The organism is Lentzea sp. NPDC003310 (assembly GCF_040610935.1).
GTDB lineage: Bacteria > Actinomycetota > Actinomycetes > Mycobacteriales > Pseudonocardiaceae > Lentzea.
The window spans coordinates 1-20,102 of sequence record NZ_JBEXNC010000022.1; the positions used below are offsets into that span (position 1 = coordinate 1).

General features: G+C 69.7%; 23 protein-coding genes. 15 read left to right on the top strand and 8 right to left on the bottom strand.

Translation table 11 applies throughout. From position 1 onward, the window contains the following. Positions 1–276: 276 nt before the first annotated feature. The 3 genes from ABZX02_RS36510 to ABZX02_RS36520 are packed head-to-tail and all read left to right on the top strand — an operon-like array spanning position 277 to position 1,389. Complete coding sequence (locus ABZX02_RS36510; protein WP_355305393.1) at positions 277–573, top strand: hypothetical protein; 297 nt, start codon at positions 277–279, stop codon at positions 571–573. 18 nt (positions 574–591) lie between these two features. After that, positions 592–879, top strand: coding sequence for a hypothetical protein (locus tag ABZX02_RS36515; protein WP_355305395.1), 288 nt, complete (start codon positions 592–594; stop codon positions 877–879). A gap of 9 nt (positions 880–888) precedes the next feature. Further along, positions 889–1,389, top strand: coding sequence for an NUDIX domain-containing protein (locus ABZX02_RS36520; protein ID WP_355305397.1), 501 nt, complete (start codon positions 889–891; stop codon positions 1,387–1,389). Here ABZX02_RS36520 and ABZX02_RS36525 read toward each other — a convergent pair. Both ABZX02_RS36525 and ABZX02_RS36530 read right to left on the bottom strand, forming a co-directional pair. Beyond that, the gene (locus ABZX02_RS36525) at positions 1,375–1,935 is read right to left on the bottom strand and encodes a nitroreductase family protein (RefSeq protein WP_355305399.1); all 561 of its coding nucleotides are present in this window, start codon (positions 1,933–1,935) and stop codon (positions 1,375–1,377) included. The genes ABZX02_RS36520 and ABZX02_RS36525 overlap by 15 nt on opposite strands. After that, positions 1,935–3,158 (bottom strand): hypothetical protein, encoded by a 1,224-nt coding sequence (locus ABZX02_RS36530; RefSeq protein WP_355305401.1) that lies wholly within the window; start codon positions 3,156–3,158, stop codon positions 1,935–1,937. The genes ABZX02_RS36525 and ABZX02_RS36530 overlap by 1 nt, the downstream gene beginning before the upstream one ends. A gap of 104 nt (positions 3,159–3,262) precedes the next feature. Between ABZX02_RS36530 and ABZX02_RS36535 the strand changes: the two genes are divergently transcribed. Genes ABZX02_RS36535 through ABZX02_RS36570 form a run of 8 tightly spaced genes read left to right on the top strand, consistent with a single transcriptional unit; the run spans position 3,263 to position 12,189 of the window. Further along, positions 3,263–4,528 carry an aspartate kinase gene (locus ABZX02_RS36535; RefSeq protein ID WP_355305403.1) on the top strand — a complete coding sequence of 422 codons (1,266 nt, stop codon included), beginning with the start codon at positions 3,263–3,265 and terminating at the stop codon, positions 4,526–4,528. Beyond that, positions 4,525–5,589 carry an aspartate-semialdehyde dehydrogenase gene (locus tag ABZX02_RS36540; RefSeq protein WP_355305405.1) on the top strand — a complete coding sequence of 355 codons (1,065 nt, stop codon included), beginning with the start codon at positions 4,525–4,527 and terminating at the stop codon, positions 5,587–5,589. Before ABZX02_RS36535 ends, ABZX02_RS36540 begins: the two co-directional genes overlap by 4 nt. A gap of 45 nt (positions 5,590–5,634) precedes the next feature. Next, on the top strand, positions 5,635–6,177 hold the full coding sequence (locus ABZX02_RS36545) for a hypothetical protein (protein WP_355305407.1): 543 nt from the start codon (positions 5,635–5,637) through the stop codon (positions 6,175–6,177). After that, positions 6,174–7,643 (top strand): ADP-ribosylglycohydrolase family protein, encoded by a 1,470-nt coding sequence (locus ABZX02_RS36550; protein ID WP_355305409.1) that lies wholly within the window; start codon positions 6,174–6,176, stop codon positions 7,641–7,643. Before ABZX02_RS36545 ends, ABZX02_RS36550 begins: the two co-directional genes overlap by 4 nt. 10 nt (positions 7,644–7,653) lie before the next feature. Further along, complete coding sequence (locus tag ABZX02_RS36555) at positions 7,654–8,385, top strand: class I SAM-dependent methyltransferase (RefSeq protein ID WP_355305411.1); 732 nt, start codon at positions 7,654–7,656, stop codon at positions 8,383–8,385. Then, positions 8,382–9,788 (top strand): gluconokinase, encoded by a 1,407-nt coding sequence (locus ABZX02_RS36560; RefSeq protein WP_355305413.1) that lies wholly within the window; start codon positions 8,382–8,384, stop codon positions 9,786–9,788. Before ABZX02_RS36555 ends, ABZX02_RS36560 begins: the two co-directional genes overlap by 4 nt. Positions 9,789–9,826: 38 nt before the next feature. Next, complete coding sequence (locus ABZX02_RS36565; RefSeq protein ID WP_355305415.1) at positions 9,827–11,017, top strand: MFS transporter; 1,191 nt, start codon at positions 9,827–9,829, stop codon at positions 11,015–11,017. After that, positions 11,014–12,189 (top strand): MFS transporter, encoded by a 1,176-nt coding sequence (locus tag ABZX02_RS36570; protein ID WP_355305417.1) that lies wholly within the window; start codon positions 11,014–11,016, stop codon positions 12,187–12,189. Before ABZX02_RS36565 ends, ABZX02_RS36570 begins: the two co-directional genes overlap by 4 nt. Here ABZX02_RS36570 and ABZX02_RS36575 read toward each other — a convergent pair. Continuing rightward, complete coding sequence (locus ABZX02_RS36575; RefSeq protein WP_355305419.1) at positions 12,165–13,217, bottom strand: alpha/beta hydrolase; 1,053 nt, start codon at positions 13,215–13,217, stop codon at positions 12,165–12,167. The two genes, ABZX02_RS36570 and ABZX02_RS36575, sit on opposite strands and share 25 nt — an antisense overlap. A 65-nt stretch (positions 13,218–13,282) precedes the next feature. On the opposite strand from ABZX02_RS36575, the gene ABZX02_RS36580 reads away from it, so the two are divergent. The 3 genes from ABZX02_RS36580 to ABZX02_RS36590 all read left to right on the top strand — a co-directional run bounded on the left by ABZX02_RS36580 (position 13,283) and on the right by ABZX02_RS36590 (position 14,850). Next, on the top strand, positions 13,283–13,849 hold the full coding sequence (locus ABZX02_RS36580; RefSeq protein ID WP_355305420.1) for an NADPH-dependent FMN reductase: 567 nt from the start codon (positions 13,283–13,285) through the stop codon (positions 13,847–13,849). 86 nt (positions 13,850–13,935) lie between these two features. Further along, positions 13,936–14,358 carry an organic hydroperoxide resistance protein gene (locus tag ABZX02_RS36585; RefSeq protein ID WP_355305421.1) on the top strand — a complete coding sequence of 141 codons (423 nt, stop codon included), beginning with the start codon at positions 13,936–13,938 and terminating at the stop codon, positions 14,356–14,358. Positions 14,359–14,373: 15 nt separating this feature from the next. Then, entirely contained in the window at positions 14,374–14,850 is a 477-nt protein-coding gene (locus tag ABZX02_RS36590) for a DNA starvation/stationary phase protection protein (protein ID WP_355305423.1), read from the top strand. Between the two features lie 7 nt (positions 14,851–14,857). Here the strand turns inward: ABZX02_RS36590 and ABZX02_RS36595 are convergent, their stop codons facing one another. Both ABZX02_RS36595 and ABZX02_RS36600 read right to left on the bottom strand, forming a co-directional pair. Next, a complete protein-coding gene (locus ABZX02_RS36595) occupies positions 14,858–15,802 on the bottom strand; it encodes a DUF4872 domain-containing protein (RefSeq protein ID WP_355305425.1) in 945 nt (314 codons plus the stop codon). Positions 15,803–16,133: 331 nt separating this feature from the next. Further along, on the bottom strand, positions 16,134–17,945 hold the full coding sequence (locus ABZX02_RS36600) for a prolyl oligopeptidase family serine peptidase (RefSeq protein ID WP_355305427.1): 1,812 nt from the start codon (positions 17,943–17,945) through the stop codon (positions 16,134–16,136). A 231-nt stretch (positions 17,946–18,176) separates the two neighbouring features. Here ABZX02_RS36600 and ABZX02_RS36605 point away from each other — a divergent pair, with 231 nt between their 5' ends. Then, positions 18,177–18,656, top strand: a complete 480-nt coding sequence (locus ABZX02_RS36605; RefSeq protein ID WP_355305429.1) for a GAF domain-containing protein — start codon at positions 18,177–18,179, stop codon at positions 18,654–18,656. 1 nt (position 18,657) lies between these two features. Here ABZX02_RS36605 and ABZX02_RS36610 read toward each other — a convergent pair whose 3' ends face one another. The 3 genes from ABZX02_RS36610 to ABZX02_RS36620 all read right to left on the bottom strand — a co-directional run bounded on the left by ABZX02_RS36610 (position 18,658) and on the right by ABZX02_RS36620 (position 20,102). Next, positions 18,658–18,954, bottom strand: a complete 297-nt coding sequence (locus ABZX02_RS36610) for an antibiotic biosynthesis monooxygenase family protein (RefSeq protein WP_355305431.1) — start codon at positions 18,952–18,954, stop codon at positions 18,658–18,660. A gap of 10 nt (positions 18,955–18,964) precedes the next feature. Continuing rightward, entirely contained in the window at positions 18,965–19,201 is a 237-nt protein-coding gene (locus ABZX02_RS36615) for a hypothetical protein (RefSeq protein WP_355305433.1), read from the bottom strand. Between the two features lie 364 nt (positions 19,202–19,565). Further along, a complete protein-coding gene (locus ABZX02_RS36620; protein WP_355305435.1) occupies positions 19,566–20,102 on the bottom strand; it encodes a hypothetical protein in 537 nt (178 codons plus the stop codon).

The window sequence follows — 20,102 nt, forward strand, 5'->3', positions numbered from 1 at the left end:
GGTGTCAAGCGGGCGAAAAGCGTGCCCGCTTGACACCCCTCCAGGCATGCAGCAAGTGCTATGGCGCGACTCGTGATGGGACCCCACCGCCCCGGAGTCTTGGCAAGAGACGGCTCGCCTTCGGCTTCGCTGGGGCTGGCGCCCACCTGGCTGACTGCTCGCCTTCGGCCTCGCGGGTGAGCTGGGCTTACTCCGTTTGTGCGCACTTTTGTGTTGCATGCCGAAGCTGGTCAGCTTGCAAGTTTTACGGTCCCCATACCCGGGAATCGTTCATGTATGTCCAGATTACGTACGACCAGTGGCCGCGGCACGGCTTCCCGCGTGATCAGCGGCATCGGTGCTGTCTTCGCGTTCATCGAGATCCTCTACATCTTGATGATCGTGCTGGGTGCGAACCAGGCGAACGCCTTCTTCAAGTTCGTCCAGTCCCTCGCCGAGCCCCTCGCACTCTTCTTCCCCGGTCTCTTCGCGACGGGCAACTACAACCTCGACGTCTTCCTCAACTACGGTCTCGCCGCCGTGTTCTGGCTGGTCGTGACCGGTTTGCTCGCACGTGCGGTGTCGCGCTACTAAGTAGTAGATTCCGGCGGTATGCGGACGCGTGTGGTCGGTTTCGCCGCCGGGATCATCAGCTGGGTCGGCCTTGCGCTGGCGGTCGTGCTCGTCGTGCACGTCGTGCTGACCGTCGGCGGGGCCAACCCGGACAACACCATCACCAGCACGGTCAAGTCGATCGCCGAGCCCGTGGCGCTCGCGTTCCGGGACCTCTTCAGTCCGCAGGACGCGAAGTTGCGGGTCATCGTCAACTTCGGGTTGGCCGCGTTGTTCTGGCTCGGCGTTCGAGCGATCGTCCTTAAGCTCGTTAGGCGCCTGAACTAGGTTCGGGGCATGGCGCGCGACGATTACTGCAACAGCTGTGGCACCCAGTACGCCGACACGGCCGCGTACCCGCGTAGTTGCGGAAGTTGCGGGCACATGGTGTGGGCCAACCCCTCGCCGGTCGTGGTGCTGCTCGTACCGGTGAAGGACGGGCATCGCACGGGGCTGCTCACAGTTCGTCGGGCGATTCCGCCCGTGGGTGAGCTTGCGTTCGTGAGTGGCTTCATGGATCGCGGTGAGTCGTGGCAGCAGAGCGCTGTGCGCGAGCTCGAGGAAGAGGCAGGCGTGCGGATTCCGCCTGACGACCTGCGGCCGTTGCACTTCGTGTCCACGCCGGACGGTGGGACCGTGCTCATGTTCGCCACCGCGCCCGCGATCAACGCCGAGGACATGCCGCCGTTCGTGCCGAACGACGAGGCGTCCGAGCGCAAGGTCATCTTCGAGTGCGTGCCGTTGGCGTTCCCGCTGCACAACGACGTCGCCACGAAGTACTTCTCAACCGAGCTCTGAGACGCCCCACGAGCCGGTGAAGACCGTCTCGGACAGGGGGAGGCGCTGGCGTTCGCGCTGCTCGCGGGCCTGCAGGTCTTCCGGGAGGTCCGAGAGCGAGCCCTGTCGTCCCAGCGCCATGGCCACCAGGGGGCGGGCGTCCGGGGGCATCGCGAACGCGCGGTGAGCGGCTTCCTTGTCGAAGCCGCCCATCATGTGCGCGATCAGGCCCAGGTCGACGGCCTGCAGGGCGATGTTCTCCATGGCGAGGCCCAGGCCGAACTCGACGTTCGGGATCGGGCCGCGGTCGTCGGTCGTGACGACGCAGCCGATCAGCAGCACCGACGCGCGGAACGCCCAGGTCTTGTTGCCTCTGGTCAGGGTTTCGAAGATCGCGTCGAACGTCGGAGTGCCGCGGTGGCCCACGACGAAGCGGGCCGGCTGCGTGTTGCCGTGGGACGGGGCCCAGCGCGCCGCTTCGAGCAGGGTGCGGAGGTCGTCGGCGGAGATCGTCGCGTCAGCGTCGAACGCACGGGGGCTGCGGCGCTGGGAGATGAGTTCGTTCATCAGATCGCATACTGCCAAACGGCCAGCGAGTAGGCGCCGAACCAGGCGCTGAACAGCGTCGCCATGCCCAGGACCGTGAGGACCGTGGACGGACGACGGCGCGCCAGCACGAGCGCCAGGGGCAGCAGCAGCGTGAACGCCGGGAGCAGCAGGCGGGCCTTCGAGTTCATCAGGCCGTTCGAGCCGAGGTCCATGACCAGGACGCCGATGCCGTAGGTGACGAGCGGCCACTCCAGGCGGCGCTGGAAGGCGTAGAAGACCAGCACGATCGCGAACGCCAGCAGCCAGACGGTGCCGGTCTCGAGGATCGAGCGCGGGTTGCCGAGGTGGGCGCCGACGAACTCCCAGGTGGCCGCGCCGCCGTCGAACTTCGAGCCCCAGCCGCGCTGCTGCACGCCGAACCAGCCCATCAGGTCGCCGGTGCGCACGGCGACCCAGCCGAGGTAGCCGAGCAGGCCGAGCGGGGCGAGCGCGCCGCCCACCCACGCCCGCCAGTCCCTGCGGTCGGCGACCACCGCGACCAGCGCGGCCAGGCCGACCGCCACGATCAGCGCCGCCGCCGTGGGGCGGACCAGACCCGCCGCCGCGCAGCAGACGCCCGCGAGGATCCAGCGCTTCTTCACCACGCCGACCAGCGCCCACACGGCGAACGCGCAGAACGTGGCCTCCGAGTAGGTCATCGACAGCACCACGGCCATCGGGGACGCGGCGAACAGCGTCACGAAGATCAGGCCCGCGCGGGTCGAGCCGTCGCGGACGGTCCGGCCGAGGACGAACAGTCCGTACGCGCAGAAGATGCCGCTGATCAGGCTGACCGCGAACGCCGCGCCGACCACGTCCACGCCCGGCAGCCCGTCGACCCAGCGGATCAGCGCCGGGTAGCCGGGGAAGAACGCGAGCGGGGTCTCGGCGGTGCGGCGGCCGAACGCGTCGTACGGCGGTGCCGGCACGCCGTTGTAGCCGCCGGTGGCGATGCCGAGGAACCAGTCGCCGTCCCACGACCTCAGGTTGTCGACCGAGGTGTCGGCCTTGCCGGTGAGCTCGTTCTGGTACCCGACGACGAGTTGCAGCACGAACAGCCCGACCTGGCGGATGATCAGGTAGATGAGCGCCGGGGCCGTCCAGAGCGCGGCCGGGTGTCTGAGCGCCTCGGCCAACCGTGAGCGCGCACTGCTCTCCTGCACGGCTGCTCGGGCCTCCACCACATCGACGCTCGACGACACCCGGACAGAGTAGTCACGCGCGTCACGGCTCCAGAGTCTCACCAGGTGGTCCGGGTAGGCTGCCTTCGACGTGGGGTTTTAGTCGCGCGAAGGAGGTCAGGTCGGTGGCGCTCGTCGTCCAGAAGTACGGCGGTTCATCGGTGGGAAGCGCCGAGCGGATCAAACGCGTGGCCGAGCGCATCGTCGCGACCAAAAAGGCCGGCAACGACGTGGTCGTCGTCGTGTCCGCCATGGGGGACACGACTGATGAGCTGCTCGATCTCGCCCGCCAGGTCTCGCCGGTGCCGCCAGCACGTGAGCTCGACATGCTCCTCACCTCCGGTGAGCGCATCTCGATGTCGCTGCTCGCGATGGCGATCAACTCGCTCGGAGCCGAGGCGCGCTCGTACACGGGCTCGCAGGCAGGCGTCATCACGACGTCGGCCCACGGCAAAGCGCGGATCATCGACGTGACACCGAGCCGGATCCAGGACGCGATGGCCGAAGGGGCGATCGTGATCGTCGCCGGCTTCCAGGGCGTCTCCCAGGACTCCAAGGAGATCACCACGCTCGGCCGCGGCGGCAGCGACACCACCGCGGTGGCGCTCGCGGCGGCGACCAAGGCCGACGTGTGCGAGATCTACACCGACGTGGACGGCGTCTACACCGCCGACCCGCGCATCGTGCCGAACGCGAAGAAGCTCGACACGATCACCTACGAGGAAATGCTCGAGATGGCCGCCTGTGGCGCCAAGGTGCTGATGCTCCGCTGCGTGGAGTACGCCCGGCGCTACAACGTGCCCGTGCACGTCCGCTCTTCGTTCAGCAACAAGACCGGAACCATCGTGTCCGGTTCAGTGGAGGACCTTCACGTGGAACAGGCGATGATCACCGGCGTCGCGCACGACCGGTCCGAAGCCAAAATCACCGTCACTGCCGTCCCCGACCACCCCGGCATCGCGGCCAAGATCTTCCGCGTCGTGGCGCAGGCGGAGCTCGACATCGACATGGTCGTGCAGAACGTGTCGCAGGCGGCGTCCGGCCGCACGGACATCACGTTCACGCTCGCCAAGGTCGACGGCCCGCGCGCGGTGGCGGCCCTGGAGAAGGCCCGTGACGAGATCGGGTTCGACCAGGTCCTCTACGACGAGCACGTCGGCAAGGTGTCGCTGATCGGCGCGGGCATGCGCTCGCACCCCGGCGTCACGGCGACGTTCTGCGAGGCGCTGGCCACCGCCGGCGTCAACATCGACATCATCTCCACCTCGGAGATCCGCATCTCGGTCGTCTGCCGCGACACCCAGCTCGACGACGCCGTCCGTGCCCTGCACGACGCGTTCGAGCTCGGTGGCGACGAAGAGGCCGTCGTTTACGCAGGGACTGGACGATGACTGGGCCTGTACTCGCGCTGGTCGGCGCGACCGGTGCCGTCGGCACCGTGATGATCGACATCATGAACACCCGCTCCTCCTTCCCGTGGGGCGAGGTCCGGCTGATCGCGTCGCCGCGGTCGGCGGGCAAGAAGATCAACGTGCGGGGCCAGGACCTCACGGTCATCGCCCTGTCGCCCGAGGCGTTCGACGGCGTCGACATCGCGATGTTCGACGTGCCGGACGAGGTCTCGAAGGAGTGGGCGCCGGTCGCCGCCGAGCGCGGCGCGATCGCGATCGACAACTCCGGCGCGTTCCGGATGGACGCGGACGTGCCGCTGGTCGTGCCCGAGGTCAACGCGGACCAGATCGACAACCGCCCGCGCGGGATCATCTCGAACCCGAACTGCACGACGCTGTCGATGATGGCGTCGCTCGGCGCGCTGCACCGCGAGTTCGAGCTCAAGGAGCTCGTCGTCGCGTCGTACCAGGCCGCGTCGGGTGCCGGCCAGTCCGGCATCGACCGCCTCTACGCCGAGATCGCGGCGCTCGCGGGCAAGGAGGCCGGTGCGGTCGCGGGTGACGTGGCCGAGGCGCTCGCCGCCGCCGGTCTGTCCGCGCAGGACTCGCCCTTCCCCGCCCCGCTGGCGCTGAACGTGGTGCCGTGGGCCGGTTCGCTCAAGGACGACGGCTGGTCGTCGGAGGAGCTCAAGGTCCGCAACGAGGCCCGCAAGATCCTCGGCATCCCGGACCTGAAGGTCTCCGCGACGTGCGTGCGCGTCCCGGTGGTCACCACCCACTCGCTGTCGGTCCACGCGACGTTCGCGCGCGAGGTCACGGTCGAGGCGGCGCACAAGATCTTCTCCGAGCAGCCGACCATCGTCCTCATCGACGACCCGGCCACGGGCAAGTTCCCGACGCCCGCCGACGTGGTGGGCGGCGACCCGACGTACGTGGGTCGCGTGCGCCAGGCGCTGGACTTCCCGAACACGCTGGACTTCTTCGTGTGCGGTGACAACCTGCGCAAGGGTGCGGCGCTCAACACCTACGAGGTCGCGGAAGAGCTCGCGAAGCGCCTCTGAGCTGATCGTTCCCGTCGCCGCCCGGCCCGGTAGGGTCTGGCGGCGATGGGGGACGTCGAGTGGATCAGGCCGCCTCGCCTCACCGAGGTCGTGGCCGCCTACCAGGGTTTCGCTTGCGGCGCGGGTGTCCGAACAGGACTCGTCGACCAGCTGGTCGCGTGTTCGGCGGAGGACCCGCTCGCCGCTTTGGCCGCCTGGGCCTCGAATCCGGGCGTGCAGCACGATCTCGTGTCCCGGCAGGCTGCCCGCGGCGGTTCGGTGAGGTCGCAGGGGCCAGGCGCGTTGATCTGGGCGCTGCCCGCCGCCGTGCAACGGCTCGACGAGGACCGGATCCGCGAGCTCGTCGCCCTCACGCACGGTCCGGACTCACCGGCCGCCGACGCCGTGATCACGCTGGCCGCGCACCTCTTCACCCCCTCCGAGCTGGACCCGCCGGACGCCGATCCGTTCACCGCCGCGGGTGCGCTGGCGCAGGCCGTGCGCGGTGAGGGCCGAGGTGTCGCACGGGCCGTCGCGGGTGCCCTGCAGGGCGGACCCGAACACGACGTCCGGCTCGTGGCCGAAGAGCTGTACCGGAGGTCGTGGTGATCCCGCTCGCGCCGGTGGAACAGCTCCTGCACGACTACGAGGGCGACGTCCAGGGCTTCGGGCACCACGCCGCGCACGGCGAGCTGCTCATCCCCGGCGAGGTCCTGATGACCGAGGACGAGGTCCTGCGCGCCTACACCGAGGAGTCGCGGCTCCCGGCGGGCGTCGAGCAGTGGATCCGCGTCCCGCTGCACACGATCCTGAGCCGGCTCGGCGCCACGAAACCGCGGCTGCACGTCAACCCCGGCCTGCCGTTCGAGGCGGAGTTCGACTTCGTCGAGCTGGCCGACGCCGCCGCGCAGCACATGCGGAGCTGCGGCTGCCACGACCGGCCGTCCGCGACCCGGGAAGCCGCCAGGTGGGTCGACGGAGCGGGCCACCGGTTCTTCCCGGTGCCGCACAGGTCCTCACGGCTGCGCGGGTGCCTCATCGGCGGTGCGATCGGCGACGCGCTCGGCGCCAACACCGAGAACCTGCCGATGGACGTCGTCTACGAGCGCCACGGCCCGGACGGCATCACCGACCTGCCGGAGAACCCGGACATCACCGACGACACCCAGATGACGCTCTTCACATTCGAGGCGGTCATCCGGGCGCACGTCAGGCAGCGGATCACCGGCGAGAGCGAGCTCACGACCGTCACCCAGCACGCGTACCAGCGCTGGCTGCACACCCAGAAGACGCCGTGGGACAAGGCCCGGGGCCTCCACTCCAGCGCGGACGAACCGGACGGCTGGCTCGTCGGCCACCGCGACCTCTTCCGGATGCGCGCACCGGGACTCACCTGCACGAGCGCGTTGCAGGAGTACGCCCGCACCGGTGACCAGGCCACGATCACCAAGCCGGCCAACAACTCCAAGGGCTGCGGCGGCGCCATGAGGGTCGCCCCGGTCGCCCTCGCCGACGAGGACCCGGCCGTCGTGTTCGCCCTGGCGGCGGCCAACGCGGCGCTGACCCACGGCCACCCGAGCGGCTACCTGTCGGCGGGCGTGTTCGCCGTGCTGGTGCACCAGCTGTTGCGCGGCAAGGACCTGCTCGCCGCCCTGGACGTCGCGGTCGGCCCACTGGTCCGGCGCGAGGACCACGAGGAGGTCGTCGCGGGCATCGAACACGCCCTGGAACTGGCCGCCTCCGGAGACCCCGGCGTGGCTCGCGTGGAGGAACTGGGCCGCGGCGGCGTCGGCGACACGGCGCTCGCCATCGCGCTGTACTCGGTGCTGGCGACCGACGACCCGAACGACGCGTTGCTGCTGTCGGTCAACCACGGCGGCGACAACGACTCGACGGCGTCCATGGCGGGCAACCTCGCCGGCGCCCTGCACGGCGTGGAGAAGATCCGTCCGGACTGGGTGGAGCGCGTTCAGTTCCGGCCCGTCATCGACCGGATGGTGGCGGACTGGGAGCTGGAGACCAGCCAGGCCGCACCCGTGGGACAGGAGTGGTTCGTCCGCTATCCGCCGTCCTAGGGTGATGTTCATGGCGGAGAGCGACGATCAGTACGACGCGCTGGGCGCGATCTACGAACGTGCCAAGCACATCCCGACCGGCCTGGCCGAACGTGCCACGCTGCTGTCCTCGGTGGGTGACCTGCTCGGCAAGTCGGTGCTCGACGTGGCCTGCGGCACCGGGTTCTACGCCCGGCTGTTCCACGACCTCGGCGCCACGCGCGTGGTGGGCGTCGACTCCGCCGGCGAGATGATCGGCTACGCGCGCCACGTCGAGAGCCGCGAACCGCGCGGCATCACCTACGAGCAGCACGACGCCACGGACCTGCCGGTGCTCGGCGAGTTCGACGTCGTCACGGCCGTGTGGCTGCTCGGCTACGCGGACGACGTGCCCGCGCTCGACGTCATGATCGCGAACCTGACCGCGAACCTCGCCCCGGACGGCCGCCTCGTCGTGCTGGTGCCGAACCCCGACGCCGACTGGGACCTCCTCGCGCAGTACGGCCGCTACGGCTACGAGGTCACCCGCACGGGGCCGATGAACGTGAAGCAGCCGGTGAAGGTCCACGTGCTGGGTGATCCGCCGTTCGACTTCGACTCCTTCTACTGGGAGCGCGGCGTGTTCGACGGCGCGCTGACCCGAGCGGGGCTGGCCGTGACGCGGCAGCCCGCCGTGACGCCGGACGACGACCGCGGCGAGGAGTTCTGGGGCCCGCTGCGGCAGTCGCCGAGCTTCGCCGCCTTCACGGCGGTGCGCGCATGATCGTCCTCGCGGTCGACCTCGGCACGACGGCCACGAAGGTCGTCGCGGTGAACGCGCAGGCCCAGGTCGTCGCCTCGACCGAGCGCGCCTATCCCATGCGCACCAGCGGTCTCGAGGCCACGCACGACCCCCGGCAGGTGCTGGACGCGGCGTTCGACGCGCTGCGCGAGCTGGCCTCCGACGACGTGCGCGCGATCGCGTTGACGGGTGCCATGCACTCGATCATGGGGCTCGACTCGGACCTGAAACCCGTCACGGACGCCCTGAGCTGGGCCGACAACCGCGCGGTCGAGCAGACCGAACGGCTGCGCGGCACCGAGGAGGGCCGTGAGCTGCACCGGCAGACCGGCGCGCCGATCCACTCGTTCACGCCGCTGATGAAGCTCGCGTGGTTCCACGAGAACGGTGTCCGCGCCGCGAAGTGGTGCGAGATCAAGGACTACGTCCACCTGCACCTGACCGGCGAGCTGCTGAACGAGCACTCGTCCGGCTCCGGCACGGGCCTGATGAACGTCCACACCCTGCAGTGGCACGAGCCGTCGCTGGAGTTCGCGGGCGTCACCGCGGACCAGCTCCCGCCGCTGGTCGAGCCCACCCACTCGACGCCGCTCACCGCCGTGGTCCCCGGCCTGCGACCCGGCATCCCGGTCGTCGTCGGCGGTGGCGACGGACCGCTCGGCAACCTCGGCGTCGGCGCGGCCAGTCCCGGCGCGGGCGCGGTCTCGCTCGGCACCTCGGGTGCGTTGCGCGTGGCGCAGCAGGGACCGGGCATCGACGACGAGGGCCGCACGTTCAGCTACGCCATCGGCGAAGGCCTGTGGGTGCGCGGCGGGGCGATCAGCAACGGCGGCGTCGTCGCGCAGTGGGCCGCCGAGACGTTCAACGTCCCGGTCGGCGAGCTGCTCGCGCAGGCCGCCGGCGCCGACTCCGATGGACTCGTGGCGCTGCCGTACCTGTTGGGCGAACGGGCGCCGTGGTGGGACCCGACCGCGCACGCCGCGATGCTCGGCCTCAGGCGCGAACACACCCCTCAGCAGATCACCAAGGCACTGGTCGAGGGTGTGTGTCAGCAGCTGGCGCTCGTGCTGGACGCGGTGCCGCACGTCGAGTCGTTGCGGATCACCGGCGGTGCGTTCCGCGCCCCGATCTGGGCGCAGACGCTGGCGAACACGCTCGGGATGCCGTTGCACCTCACCGAGGACAGCGGAGGTTCGGCCGTGGGCGCGGCGATGCTCGCGTGGCGGGCGTTGGACGAGATCGAGTCGTTGACCGTCGACCTCGTGCAGCCGACGCAGACCATCACGCCGGACGAGGGGCTCGTCGAGAGGTACGCGAACGCGCGGCCGTTCATCGTGAAGGCTTACAGGGCACTGGAAGAGCTGTACGGCGAATCACATCGTTAGCAAAGAAAACCTTTTGCCATCCGGGCGAGGATGACGAGGTGGACCTCGCCCCCTTCAAACACGTCCTGGTGCTGCCCAGGGTCCGGCCTCTCGCGTTGCTGATGTTCTTCGCGAGGATGCCCCCGGCGGCGACCGGCGTGATCCTGACGCTGCACGTCGCGGTCACGCTGGACCGGGGCTACGGCGCGGCGGGGCTGGTCGGGGCGGTCGGCACGATCGGCATGGGGCTGGGCGCCCCGTTGATGGGCCGGCTGATCGACGCGCGCGGCCTGCGGTCGATGCTTGTCGTGAGCGTCACGGCGTCGGCGGCGTTCTGGCTGTCCGCGCCGCTGATGGGCTACTGGACGCTGCTGATCACGTCGTTCCTCGTCGGGCTGCTGGGCGTGCCGATGATGTCGATCGGACGGCAGGTCATCACCGCGCTCGTGCCGGCGACCCAGCGCCGGGTCGCGCTGTCGGTCGACTCGATCTCGGTCGAGCTGTCGTTCATGGCCGGGCCGGCGCTGGGCGTGTTCGTCGCGACGAAGTTCTCCACGAGCATCGCGCTGATGTTCATCGGCCTCTCGATCCTGGTCGCCGGGGCGTTGCTGTACTGGGCGAACCCGCCGATGGTGCACGAGGACGAGGTCGTCGACGGACCGGCGCCGCGGCTGTTCGAGTGGCTGCGCGGACGGATCTTCGGCGTGCTGGTCGTGTGCGTCGGTGCGACCGTGTGCCTCGCCGGCATGGAGGTGTCGGCCATCGCGTCGTTGGAACACATCGGCAAGCAGAGCTGGCTCGGTGTGGTGTTCTTCGCGATGTGCGCGGCGTCCATCGTGGGCGGCCTGGTCTACGGCGGCGTGAAGCGGGTGCCGAGCGTGCTCGGGTTGCTGGTGCTCATGGCCGTGCTGGAGATCCCGGTCGGACTGGGCGATGGCAACGTGCTGCTGCTGTGCCTGCTCCTCGTGCCGATGAACCTCATGTGCGCGCCGCTGATCGCCGCGTCCGGTGAACACATCAGCCGCCTTGCGCCACCCACGGCGCGTGGCCTCGCTCTCGGACTGCAAGGGTCGGCGTTCACCCTGGGCCACGCGATCGGCGCACCGGTCGCGGGCGTCGCGATCGACCGCGGGGGAGCACCGGCCGGGTTCGCGATCGTCGGCGTGGTCGGACTGCTGGTCGCGGGCGTCGCCTGGCTGCTCGCGAGATCCGGCAAACCGGTTGCGGACCGGGTGACGATGTCCTCGTGAACCTCGCCCCGTTCAAGTCGGTCCTGGCGCTGCCGGGGGTCCGTCCCCTGATGCTGCTGATGTTCTTCGCCAGGATCCCGCCGACGGCCGCGGGCGTCACGGTGACGCTGCACGTCGTGACCACGCTCGACAAGGGCTACGCGGCGGCCGGCACCGTGGGCTTCGCGACGATGGTCGGGCTCGGCCTCGGGTCGCCGTTGATGGGCAAGCTCGTCGACACCAAGGGCCTGCGGTTCGTGCTGCTGCTCAGCCTGCTCGAAGGCGCGTTCTGGCTGACGGCACCGCTGATGGACTACTACGTGCTGCTCGTGCTGGCGTTCGCCAACGGGCTGGTGGCCGTGCCGGTGATGTCGATCGGGCGGCAGGCGCTGACCGCGATCGTGCCCGAACCCCAACGCCGGCCCGCGTTCTCGCTGGACTCGATCTCGGTCGAGCTGTCGTTCATGGTCGGGCCGGCGGCGGGCGTGCTGATCGCGACCAAGTTCTCGACGGGCACGGCGCTGGTCGTGATCGGCGCGGCGATCCTGACCGCGAGCGCCGTGCTGTTCGCGGTGAACCCGGTGCTGCTGCACGAGGACGACGTCGTGGACGGTCCGCCGCCGCCGGTGCGGCAGTGGCTGCGCGGGCCGGTGATCGCCGCGTTGATCGTCCCGTTCGGCGCGACGATGGTGCTGTCGGGCATGGAGATCTCGGCGATCGCCTCGCTGGAGCGCTCGGGTCAGCAGAGCTGGCTCGGCCTGATCTTCGTGGTGATGTGCGCGGCCTCGGCGTTGGGCGGCCTCGTCTACGGCAGCCTGAAACGGGTGCCGAGCGGCGTGTTCCTGCTGGCGTGCATGGCGTTGCTGGAGATCCCGGTCGGCGTCGGCGACGGCAACGTCTGGCTGCTCGCGCTCGCGTTGATCCCGATGAACCTCGCGTGCGCACCGACCATCACAGCGTCGTCCGAACTCATCGCGAAGAGCGCGCCCCCTACGGCCCGAGGGTTGGCCCTCGGGCTGCAGGGATCAGCGTTCACGTTCGGTGTCGCCGCAGGTCAACCGCTCGCGGGAGTCGCCGTGGACCACAGCGGACCCCCGCTCGGCTTCGTCGTCGCGGGCCTCGCCGGACTCGTGATCGCGGGCGTCGGCTGGGCGCTGTCCCGCCAGCGTCAGGCGGTCTCGTCCACGTCCTGAGCGGAGTTGGCGAGCGCGAACCCGGTCCGCAGCGCGCCGACCGCCTCCGACACGGCCTCGCGGAAGATCCCGCCGACGCCCAGCACGTTCGCGAACCCGTGGAAGAGGCCCTCGTGCCGGCGCAGCACGACCGGCACGCCCTCGGCGGCGAGCCGTTCCGCGAAGGCCTCGCCCTCGTCGCGCAACGGGTCGTAGCCCGCGGTCGCGATGTAGGTCGGCGGCATGCCCGACAGGTCGTCCGCCAGCATGATCGACAGCCGCGGGTCGTGCCGGTCCTTGCCGCCCGTCGTGTACTGGTCGAGGAACCAGTCCATCTTCTCGTCGGTGAGGAAGAAGCCGTTGCCGAAGACCTCGCGGGACCGGCGGCGCACCGACGCGTCGACACCGGGGTAGAGCAGCAGCAGGAACGCGAGGTCGATCTCGGCGGCGTGCGCCGTGACCGCCGCCAGGTTCCCGCCCGCGCTGTCGCCGCCGAGCGCGATCCGGCGCGGGTCGATGCCCAGGTCCTCCGCCTTCGCGATCGCGTAGCGCAGCACCTCGGCGGCGTCGTCGGCCGCAGCGGGGAACGGTGCCTCCGGGGCGAGCCGGTAGTCGGCCGCGAGCACCCGGACGCCCGCCTCCTTCGCGAGGAAGCGGCACAGGTTGTCGTGGCTCTCCAGGCTGCCGGTCACCCAACCGCCACCGTGGTAGAAGATCAACAGCGGGGAGCCGCTCGCGAGCCCGTCCGGCGTGTAGAGGCGCCCGGCGAACTCCCCGATCGTGAGCTCCCGCGCACCCACCCCGGTGATCTTCGGACCCGCCACGAGCTTCGAACTCAACTCCAGGTCCAGTCGGCTCTCGGATGCTGTCCTGGTGCGCCACCCCGTCCCGGACAGCTGCTGCAACCTCAGCAGCAACTGGGCCTCGGGGTGCAGGTCCTGACCGTCCAGGCGGATCGGGGTACCCGCGATGAGCCGGCGCACAGGGCCGGGAAGACCGAACGCGAAGCGCAGAGCACGGGCCAGTGCGGCCGCCTGGAAGTTCGACATGTGGTGCAGGTTACTAGCGAGTAGTGCTGGATCTCCAGGTAACTGGAGGTGGAAGGATCGGGTTCATGACGGTGACGGTGGTGGGCATCGGCGGCTCGATCAGGCCCGACTCGCAGTCCGAGCGGGCGCTGCGGGTGGCCCTGGAAGGTGCCCGCGAGCTCGGTGCGCAGACGATCCAGTACAGCGGCCCCGACCTGGTGCTCCCGTTCTACGACCCGTCGGTGCCGGACCGCACCGACGTGGCGATGCGGATGGTCGAGGACCTGCGCCGCTGCGACGGCGTGATCGTCGTGTCGCCCGGCTACCACGGCACCGTGTCCGGCCTGGTCAAGAACGCCCTCGACTACATCGAGGACCTCCGCGACGACGACCGCCCGTACCTCGACGGCCGCGCGGTCGGCACCATCACCGCCGCCTACGGCTGGCAGGCCGCGGTGAACACGCTCGCCGCCGTCCGCTCGATCGTGCACGCGCTGCGCGGCTGGCCGACCCCGCTGGGCTCCGCGATCAACTCCGCGCAGGTCAAGTTCGACGGCGACGGCGCCTGCTCGGACGACGACGTCGACCGCAACCTGCGGACGATCGGCCGCCAGGTCGCCGAGTTCGCCCTCCGCCGCCCCGTCCAGCAGTGAACTGGGTCACGACTGGAATTTAAATCGCGCACGATGCGTTCTCCCTCAGTGAAAGGCTTTGAGTCCACTGACCTGAGGAGAGCGGAATGGAAGCGCTGTACACGGCTGAGGCGACTGCTTACGGAGAGGGACGCAACGGCGAGGTCCGTTCATCCGACGGTGTGATCGACGAGGTGCTGTCGGTCCCCAAGGAGATGGGCGGCCCCGGCGGCGACGCGACCAACCCGGAGCAGCTCTTCGCAGCCGGTTACTCCGCGTGCTTCAACTCCGCGATCGCAGCTGTCGCCCGAGCGGGGAAGATTCAGATCGCCTCGTCCGAGGTAACCGCCAAGGTGGGAATCGGCTCCAACGGCGCCGGCGGCTTCCAGCTGGCCGTCGAGCTCGCGGTGACGATCCCCGGACTCGACCAGGCGGTCGCGGAAAAGCTCGTCGAGCAGGCCCACCAGGTCTGCCCGTACTCGAACGCGACGCGCGGCAACATCGAGGTGGCGCTCACCGTCACCGTCTGAGGAGGCGCGTTTCACATGGCCAAGAACCCGATCACCAGCCCACTGGCGGACGCCGACCGCGACGCCGTCGGTGCCATCCTCCAGGCAGCCCTGGTCGACCTCGTCGACCTCTCGCTGGTCGGGAAGCAGGCGCACTGGAACGTGATCGGCAAGAACTTCCGCAGCGTCCACCTCCAGCTGGACGAGCTCGTGGTGCTCGCCCGCAACGCCGCCGACCAGGTGGCGGAGCGCGCAGCGGCCATCGGCGTCACGCCGAACGGCAAGGCGAAGGTCATCGCCGAGTCGTCCGGCCTGCCCGAGATCGAGTCGGGCTGGCTGAAGGAGGACCAGGTCGTCGCCGCGATCACGACGTCCCTCGCGTCCCTGATCTCCCGGATGCGTGCCCGCATCGACGAGACCGACAAGCCCGACCTCGTCACCCAGGACCTCCTGATCGGCATCACCCAGGACCTGGAGCAGGCGCACTGGATGTGGCAGGCCCAGTCCGCGTGACCCCGGCCTAGCGCATCAGCAGACGGACGGCCCGTTCCTCGACGGAACGGGCCTCGTCGACTTTCCGGGCCAGTTCGTCGTAGTCACCACCCTGCGCGACCTCGTAGTCGCCACCCCGCGCGACTTCGTAGTCGCCACCCCGCGCGACCTCCGACCAGAGCGCACCCGACTCCCGGAACTCGCGCGCCCCCGGCAGCCCCACCTCGTCGAGGAAGTCGGCGTAGAGCGGCCGCGTGGCGCCGGGCGCGGTGTACTCGACCTCCAGGCAGTCGTGCAGCCGCCGCCGCACGTGGGCGGGGTCGTCGGCCCACCGCTGGCCCCACCCCTTCTTCCCCTTGTCGCGCAACTGCTCCGCGAGCTTGCGCATCCCGGAGAACCCGAAGTTCACGTCGAAGTTGTTGCCCAGCACCGGTCCGGTGAGGTGCTCGCAGGTCATCCGCACGGCCGCAGCGACGTCCGGCTCACCGGTCCGCTCACCGATGCCGATCATCTCGTGCCTGCCCTGACCCCAGCCCGCCATGAACTCGGCCAGCGGCCGAGCGTGGACGCCTAGGTCGGGCGCGCCCCGGTTGGGCACGTCCCGGTCGAGCACGGTGACCTCGTCCCCGTCGACCCCGAGCACCCCGACCGGGTGCTTGTCCTTGCCCAGCAGGCAGATCACCGGTCCGTCGGCGGCCCGCAGCCGCTGCTCGGCCTTGCGCGCGGAGGTGGTGGTCGTGACGTCGTGCGCGATGCCGGCGTGCCGCAGCGCGGTCGGGATGAACGGCGCCGGGTGATGCCGGGCGACGATCGTCATCGTGGGCGTGTGGCCCTTGTACTCGAACACGAAGTACATGAACCCGATGCCGCCGGCGAGTCCGGCCAGCAGCGCTTCGGACCACTCGCCGTCGAGGACCTCACGCAGCAACCAGGAGTCGTGCATCTGCCCGGCTGGTGCGCCCCGCTCAGGCATCTGCCCGGCTGGTGCATCCCGCTCAGGCCTGGCCCGCGGGCGGCTCGGCAGCTCCGTCACAGCAGTCGTATCGCGGGCGACGAGTCCGGCGTTCCGACCACCCCGGCAGTTCGGTCACCCCGGTGTTCCGACCATCTCGGCCACGCTGCCGGCCTTCCGTGCCCACCGCCCCCCGCGCGCTTCCTCCTGGCGCAACGCGCGATCCCCGGTTTTGGTTCCCGCGTTGTCCACAGGCTAGCCGACTTCGGATAACCGCAGGTCAGCCCGCCGCCAGCCTGTGGACAACTCGCGATCATGAACCCGGCTGAGCACACCGCCCAGCCGAGTCCGGTCACTTCGCCAGGTGCCTCCGGGCGAAGTCCACCTCGGCCGCCGTCTGCCGCATCGTCTCCGCGACCACCAGCGACCCGTGCCCGGCGTCGTACCGGTACATCTCGTACGCGTGCCCGCGCTCGGCCAGCGCGTCCAGGTAGTTGTCGATCTGCCGGATCGGGCACCGCGGGTCGTTCTCCCCGGCGAGGATCAGCACCGGCGCCGTGACGTCCCCGACGTACGTGAGCGGCGAGCACTCCTTGTACAGCTCGGGCAGCTCCTCCGGCGAACCGCCGAACAGCGCCCGGTCGAACGCCCGCAGCGGCTCCATCTCGTCCTCGTAGGCCGCGAAGTAGTCCGCGACGGGGACGCCCGCGACGCCGACGGCCCAGCGCGAGGGCTGGACGCCGATGCCGAGCAGCGTCAGGTAGCCGCCCCACGAGGCGCCGTTCAGCACCGAGCGACCCGGCGCGGTCAGGCCCGACGAGATCGCCCAGTCCTGCACGGCCGCGATGTCCTCGAGCTCGGTGAGGCCCGGCCGGCCCTCGATGGCGTCCCGCCACTTCGAGCCGTAGCCGCTGGAGCCGCGGTAGTTCACGTGCACGGTGGCGAAGCCCGCGTCCAGCCACACCGCGCGGTACGCGGAGAAGCGGTCCTCGTCGGACGAGTGCGGGCCGCCGTGGATCAGGAACACCGTCGGGAACGGGCCCTCGCCCTCGGGCTTCGAGACCAGCGCGTGCACGTCGCCGACGAACACGTCCTCCAGCGGGAACGACGTCGCGGGCTTGGCGCCGGCGGGCTCGACGAGCACCCTCTCGGTGCCGTCGGTGGCCAGTGCGCGGATCACCGTCGACCTCTCGGCGGACGACCACGAGTACTCGATCGTGCCGTCCGGACGGACGCCCGCGGAGCCGATCACGCCCGGCGCGGTGTCCAGAGTGGACAGTTCGCCGGTCGCGAGGTCGTAGCGGTGCACGGTGTTGCGCGCGTGGTGCGTGTGGACGACCAGCAGCGCGGACGCGTCCGGGTACCAGTCGGCGGCGACCTCGCCCGGCAGGTCGAGCACGATCTCCTGCTCGGTGTCGGCGGCGACGTCCCAGATCAGCAGTTCCTCGCGGCCGCGGCGCTCGTGCAGCACCAGCAGCCGCTGGTCGCCGCGCACCGGGCTGAACGAGATGGCGTCGAGGCCCTTGCCCTTGCCGTCCCACTTCTCGGCGACGGTCTCGCCGGTGCCTGCGTTCAGGGCGCGCAGGGCCATGTGCCGGTTGTCGCCGTGCTCGGAGTGCGCGATCACGACGATCGACTCGTCCTTGGCGAGCGCGGTGACGCCGGCGTCGTTGACGTGCTGGTAGATCACCTCGCTCCGGCCCTCGCGGTTCAGCCAGACCGTGGTGCCGTCGTCGGTCGAGGCGGCCACCGCCGTGACGGTGCGGCCGATCTCCAAGCCCGCCGGGTAGCCGGGGGTGACGTCGGCGACCGCCGGCTCCGGCTTGCCGCCGTCGGCGTGGAACGGCTCGCGCACCCAGACGCCGAACTCGTCACCGTCGTGGTCGTCGAACCACCAGATCTCGGTGCCGTCCGGGTTCAGCGTGCCGTGCGACGTGCCGTTCGGGCGGTCGGTGACCTTGCGGTGCTCGTTCGTCGCGCGGTCCCACGCGTAGATCTCCCACACGCCACTGGCGTTGGAGACGTACAGGGTGCGGTCCGGTGCGTCGTCGGCCCAGCCGGGCAGGCTCATGCGGGGAGCGGTGAACCGCTCGCGCCACCGGGTCTCGGCGGCAGGGTCCTCGAAGAGCTGGTCCGGGATCTCGGGAGAAGGGTGCGTGGTCACGGTTCAACCCTAGAGTCCGTGGATGCTTCTAGGGGGATTCCACCTGACACAACCACCACAGTGGGATGTGCCACCACCCGGTGGGCGGCGGCCGTTCGGAAGTGAACGGCGGATTCTCGCAAAGCGTCGACCGTCTTTGTTGCAGGGTCACGCACTGCGCCGTCGCCGCCGATTAGTTGAATCGAGTCAGAAAAACTAGGTGTGCGGTCCGGTGCGAGTTAATGTGGTGGCATGTCCGAAACGATGGAGCGCCTCGCCGGGGCCGCCACGTTGGAGGAAGTGCAACGGGTGGTGCGCACGACGGCCAGGTCGTCGCTGGTGGCGCACGGTGCGACGTTGGTGCTGCTCGACGGGGACCTCTGCTACTACGCGGACGAGGACTCGATGAGTCCGCTGTGGAAGGGCCAGCGGTTCCCGGCGGTGAACTGCATCAGCGGGTGGGCGATGATGAATCGTCAAACCGTGGCGATCAGGGACATCCGCTTCGATTCGAGGATTCCTCAAGAAGCGTACCGGCCGACTTTTGTGAGGAGTCTCGTGATGGCTCCGATCCTGCGCCCGGAACCGCTCGGCGCCATCGGCTGCTACTGGGCCGTCCCGCACACGGCCACCCCGGCCGAGATCGAGACGCTCGAGTCACTGGCCCGCGCGGCCGGCGACGCCCTCGAACGCTTCCCGGAGGGCCTGCCCGCGAAGGGCTTCCTCGCCTGAGTCAGTCCACGTGCCGGAAGTGCCGCAGCGTCAACGGCTGCAGCAGGTACTCGTCCTCGTCGGGAAAGGTCACCGGATCGGTGCGCCACCCGGCGCCCGCGTAGTCCTCCAGCGCCTGCTCGTCCCGCCACCGGCTCACGTACCGCACGCGCCGCGGGTCGTCGAGGTCGACGAGCACCTCGTGCCCCAGAAGGCCTTCGTAGGTCGTGGGGAACCCCGCGACCAGCTCGCGCACCCGTGCCACGAACTCTTCTTCTCGCCCCGGCTTCACCAGGGCCTCGGACACCCGCGTCAGCATGGTGCCGAGCCTATTGCCGGCCGAGCTCCTCTTCGAAGATCCGGTCGACCTGCCGCGAGGCGCGCGTGAGCGCCCGGATCGCGACGAAGACAGCGATGAAGCCGACGGCCACCACGGCCGTCACCCAAGCCGATGTGAGCATGTAAACGATCCCCAGGGACTGCAACACCACGATTGCCTTGGCCGCGACAACGATCCACGACCTCTGAGCAGGATTGGCGGCGGAGGCGGAGTCCATCACGAACATCTCCCGACATATTCAACGAGGGCTGAACCACTGCCTACGTCGTTTGGATCTAGACAGCCGTTACGCAACGTAAGTGGAACCGTCAACCTTCACTCGTAAGGGTTAACGCTACGTGGTCGTTTCGTTAGGTTTGGCGCAGAACGATGTCTCTGCGTTGTCTAATCACGGTCCCGTCTACGACCGCGCGTGTCGAGCTACGTCACACGATCGGGTGGCTTATTGGGAATGTTGATGTCCTTTTCCGTGTCCAGAAAGGACCTTCGACTCTGGGGGGAGACGTCCGAGTCAGGGGTCGGCGTGAGCCTTCAGCTCAGTCGCGCTTCCAGCGCAGCATCTCGCCCAACGCACGGGGCACGCCCGGAGTTCACGGCCGAGCAGAGGAATCCTCCGGGCGGTCGGGCTCCGCGTGGATCTTCGCGACGGACGTGGTCCCGTCGGGGCTGAACCTCACCATGCCGGTCTCTGCGGTGGTGCGCACCCGGCACGTCATCTGGTGCAGGCCCGCACCCCAGTCCACCGTGATCGAGAGTTCCCACTCGACGTCGTGCTTCTTCGTGTGTGCCGACACCACGAACTGCCGGCTGCGTCCTCGGCGGATCGTCACCGGCCAGTCGAGGCGGACCGGTCCGTGCGCTGTCCGCGTCGGTTCGTCGAGCCAAAATCGCAGGTTCGGTTCCGGCGCCGGGTTGAAGCACATGCTGACCGTCCCGCTGCGGGTCGGGTGGCGGTTCACCACGCGAAACCCGAGGGAGTGCACGGCCACCTCCTCGACCGCGGTCACGTCCACGGTGACCGCGTGCCCACTGATCTGGACGGCCACCGGGTGCGGTCCGGTGGCCGAACTGGGCGGATACACGATCTCGGCCGTGCGGACGAGGTGGAACTCGACCTGAGGGGGCAC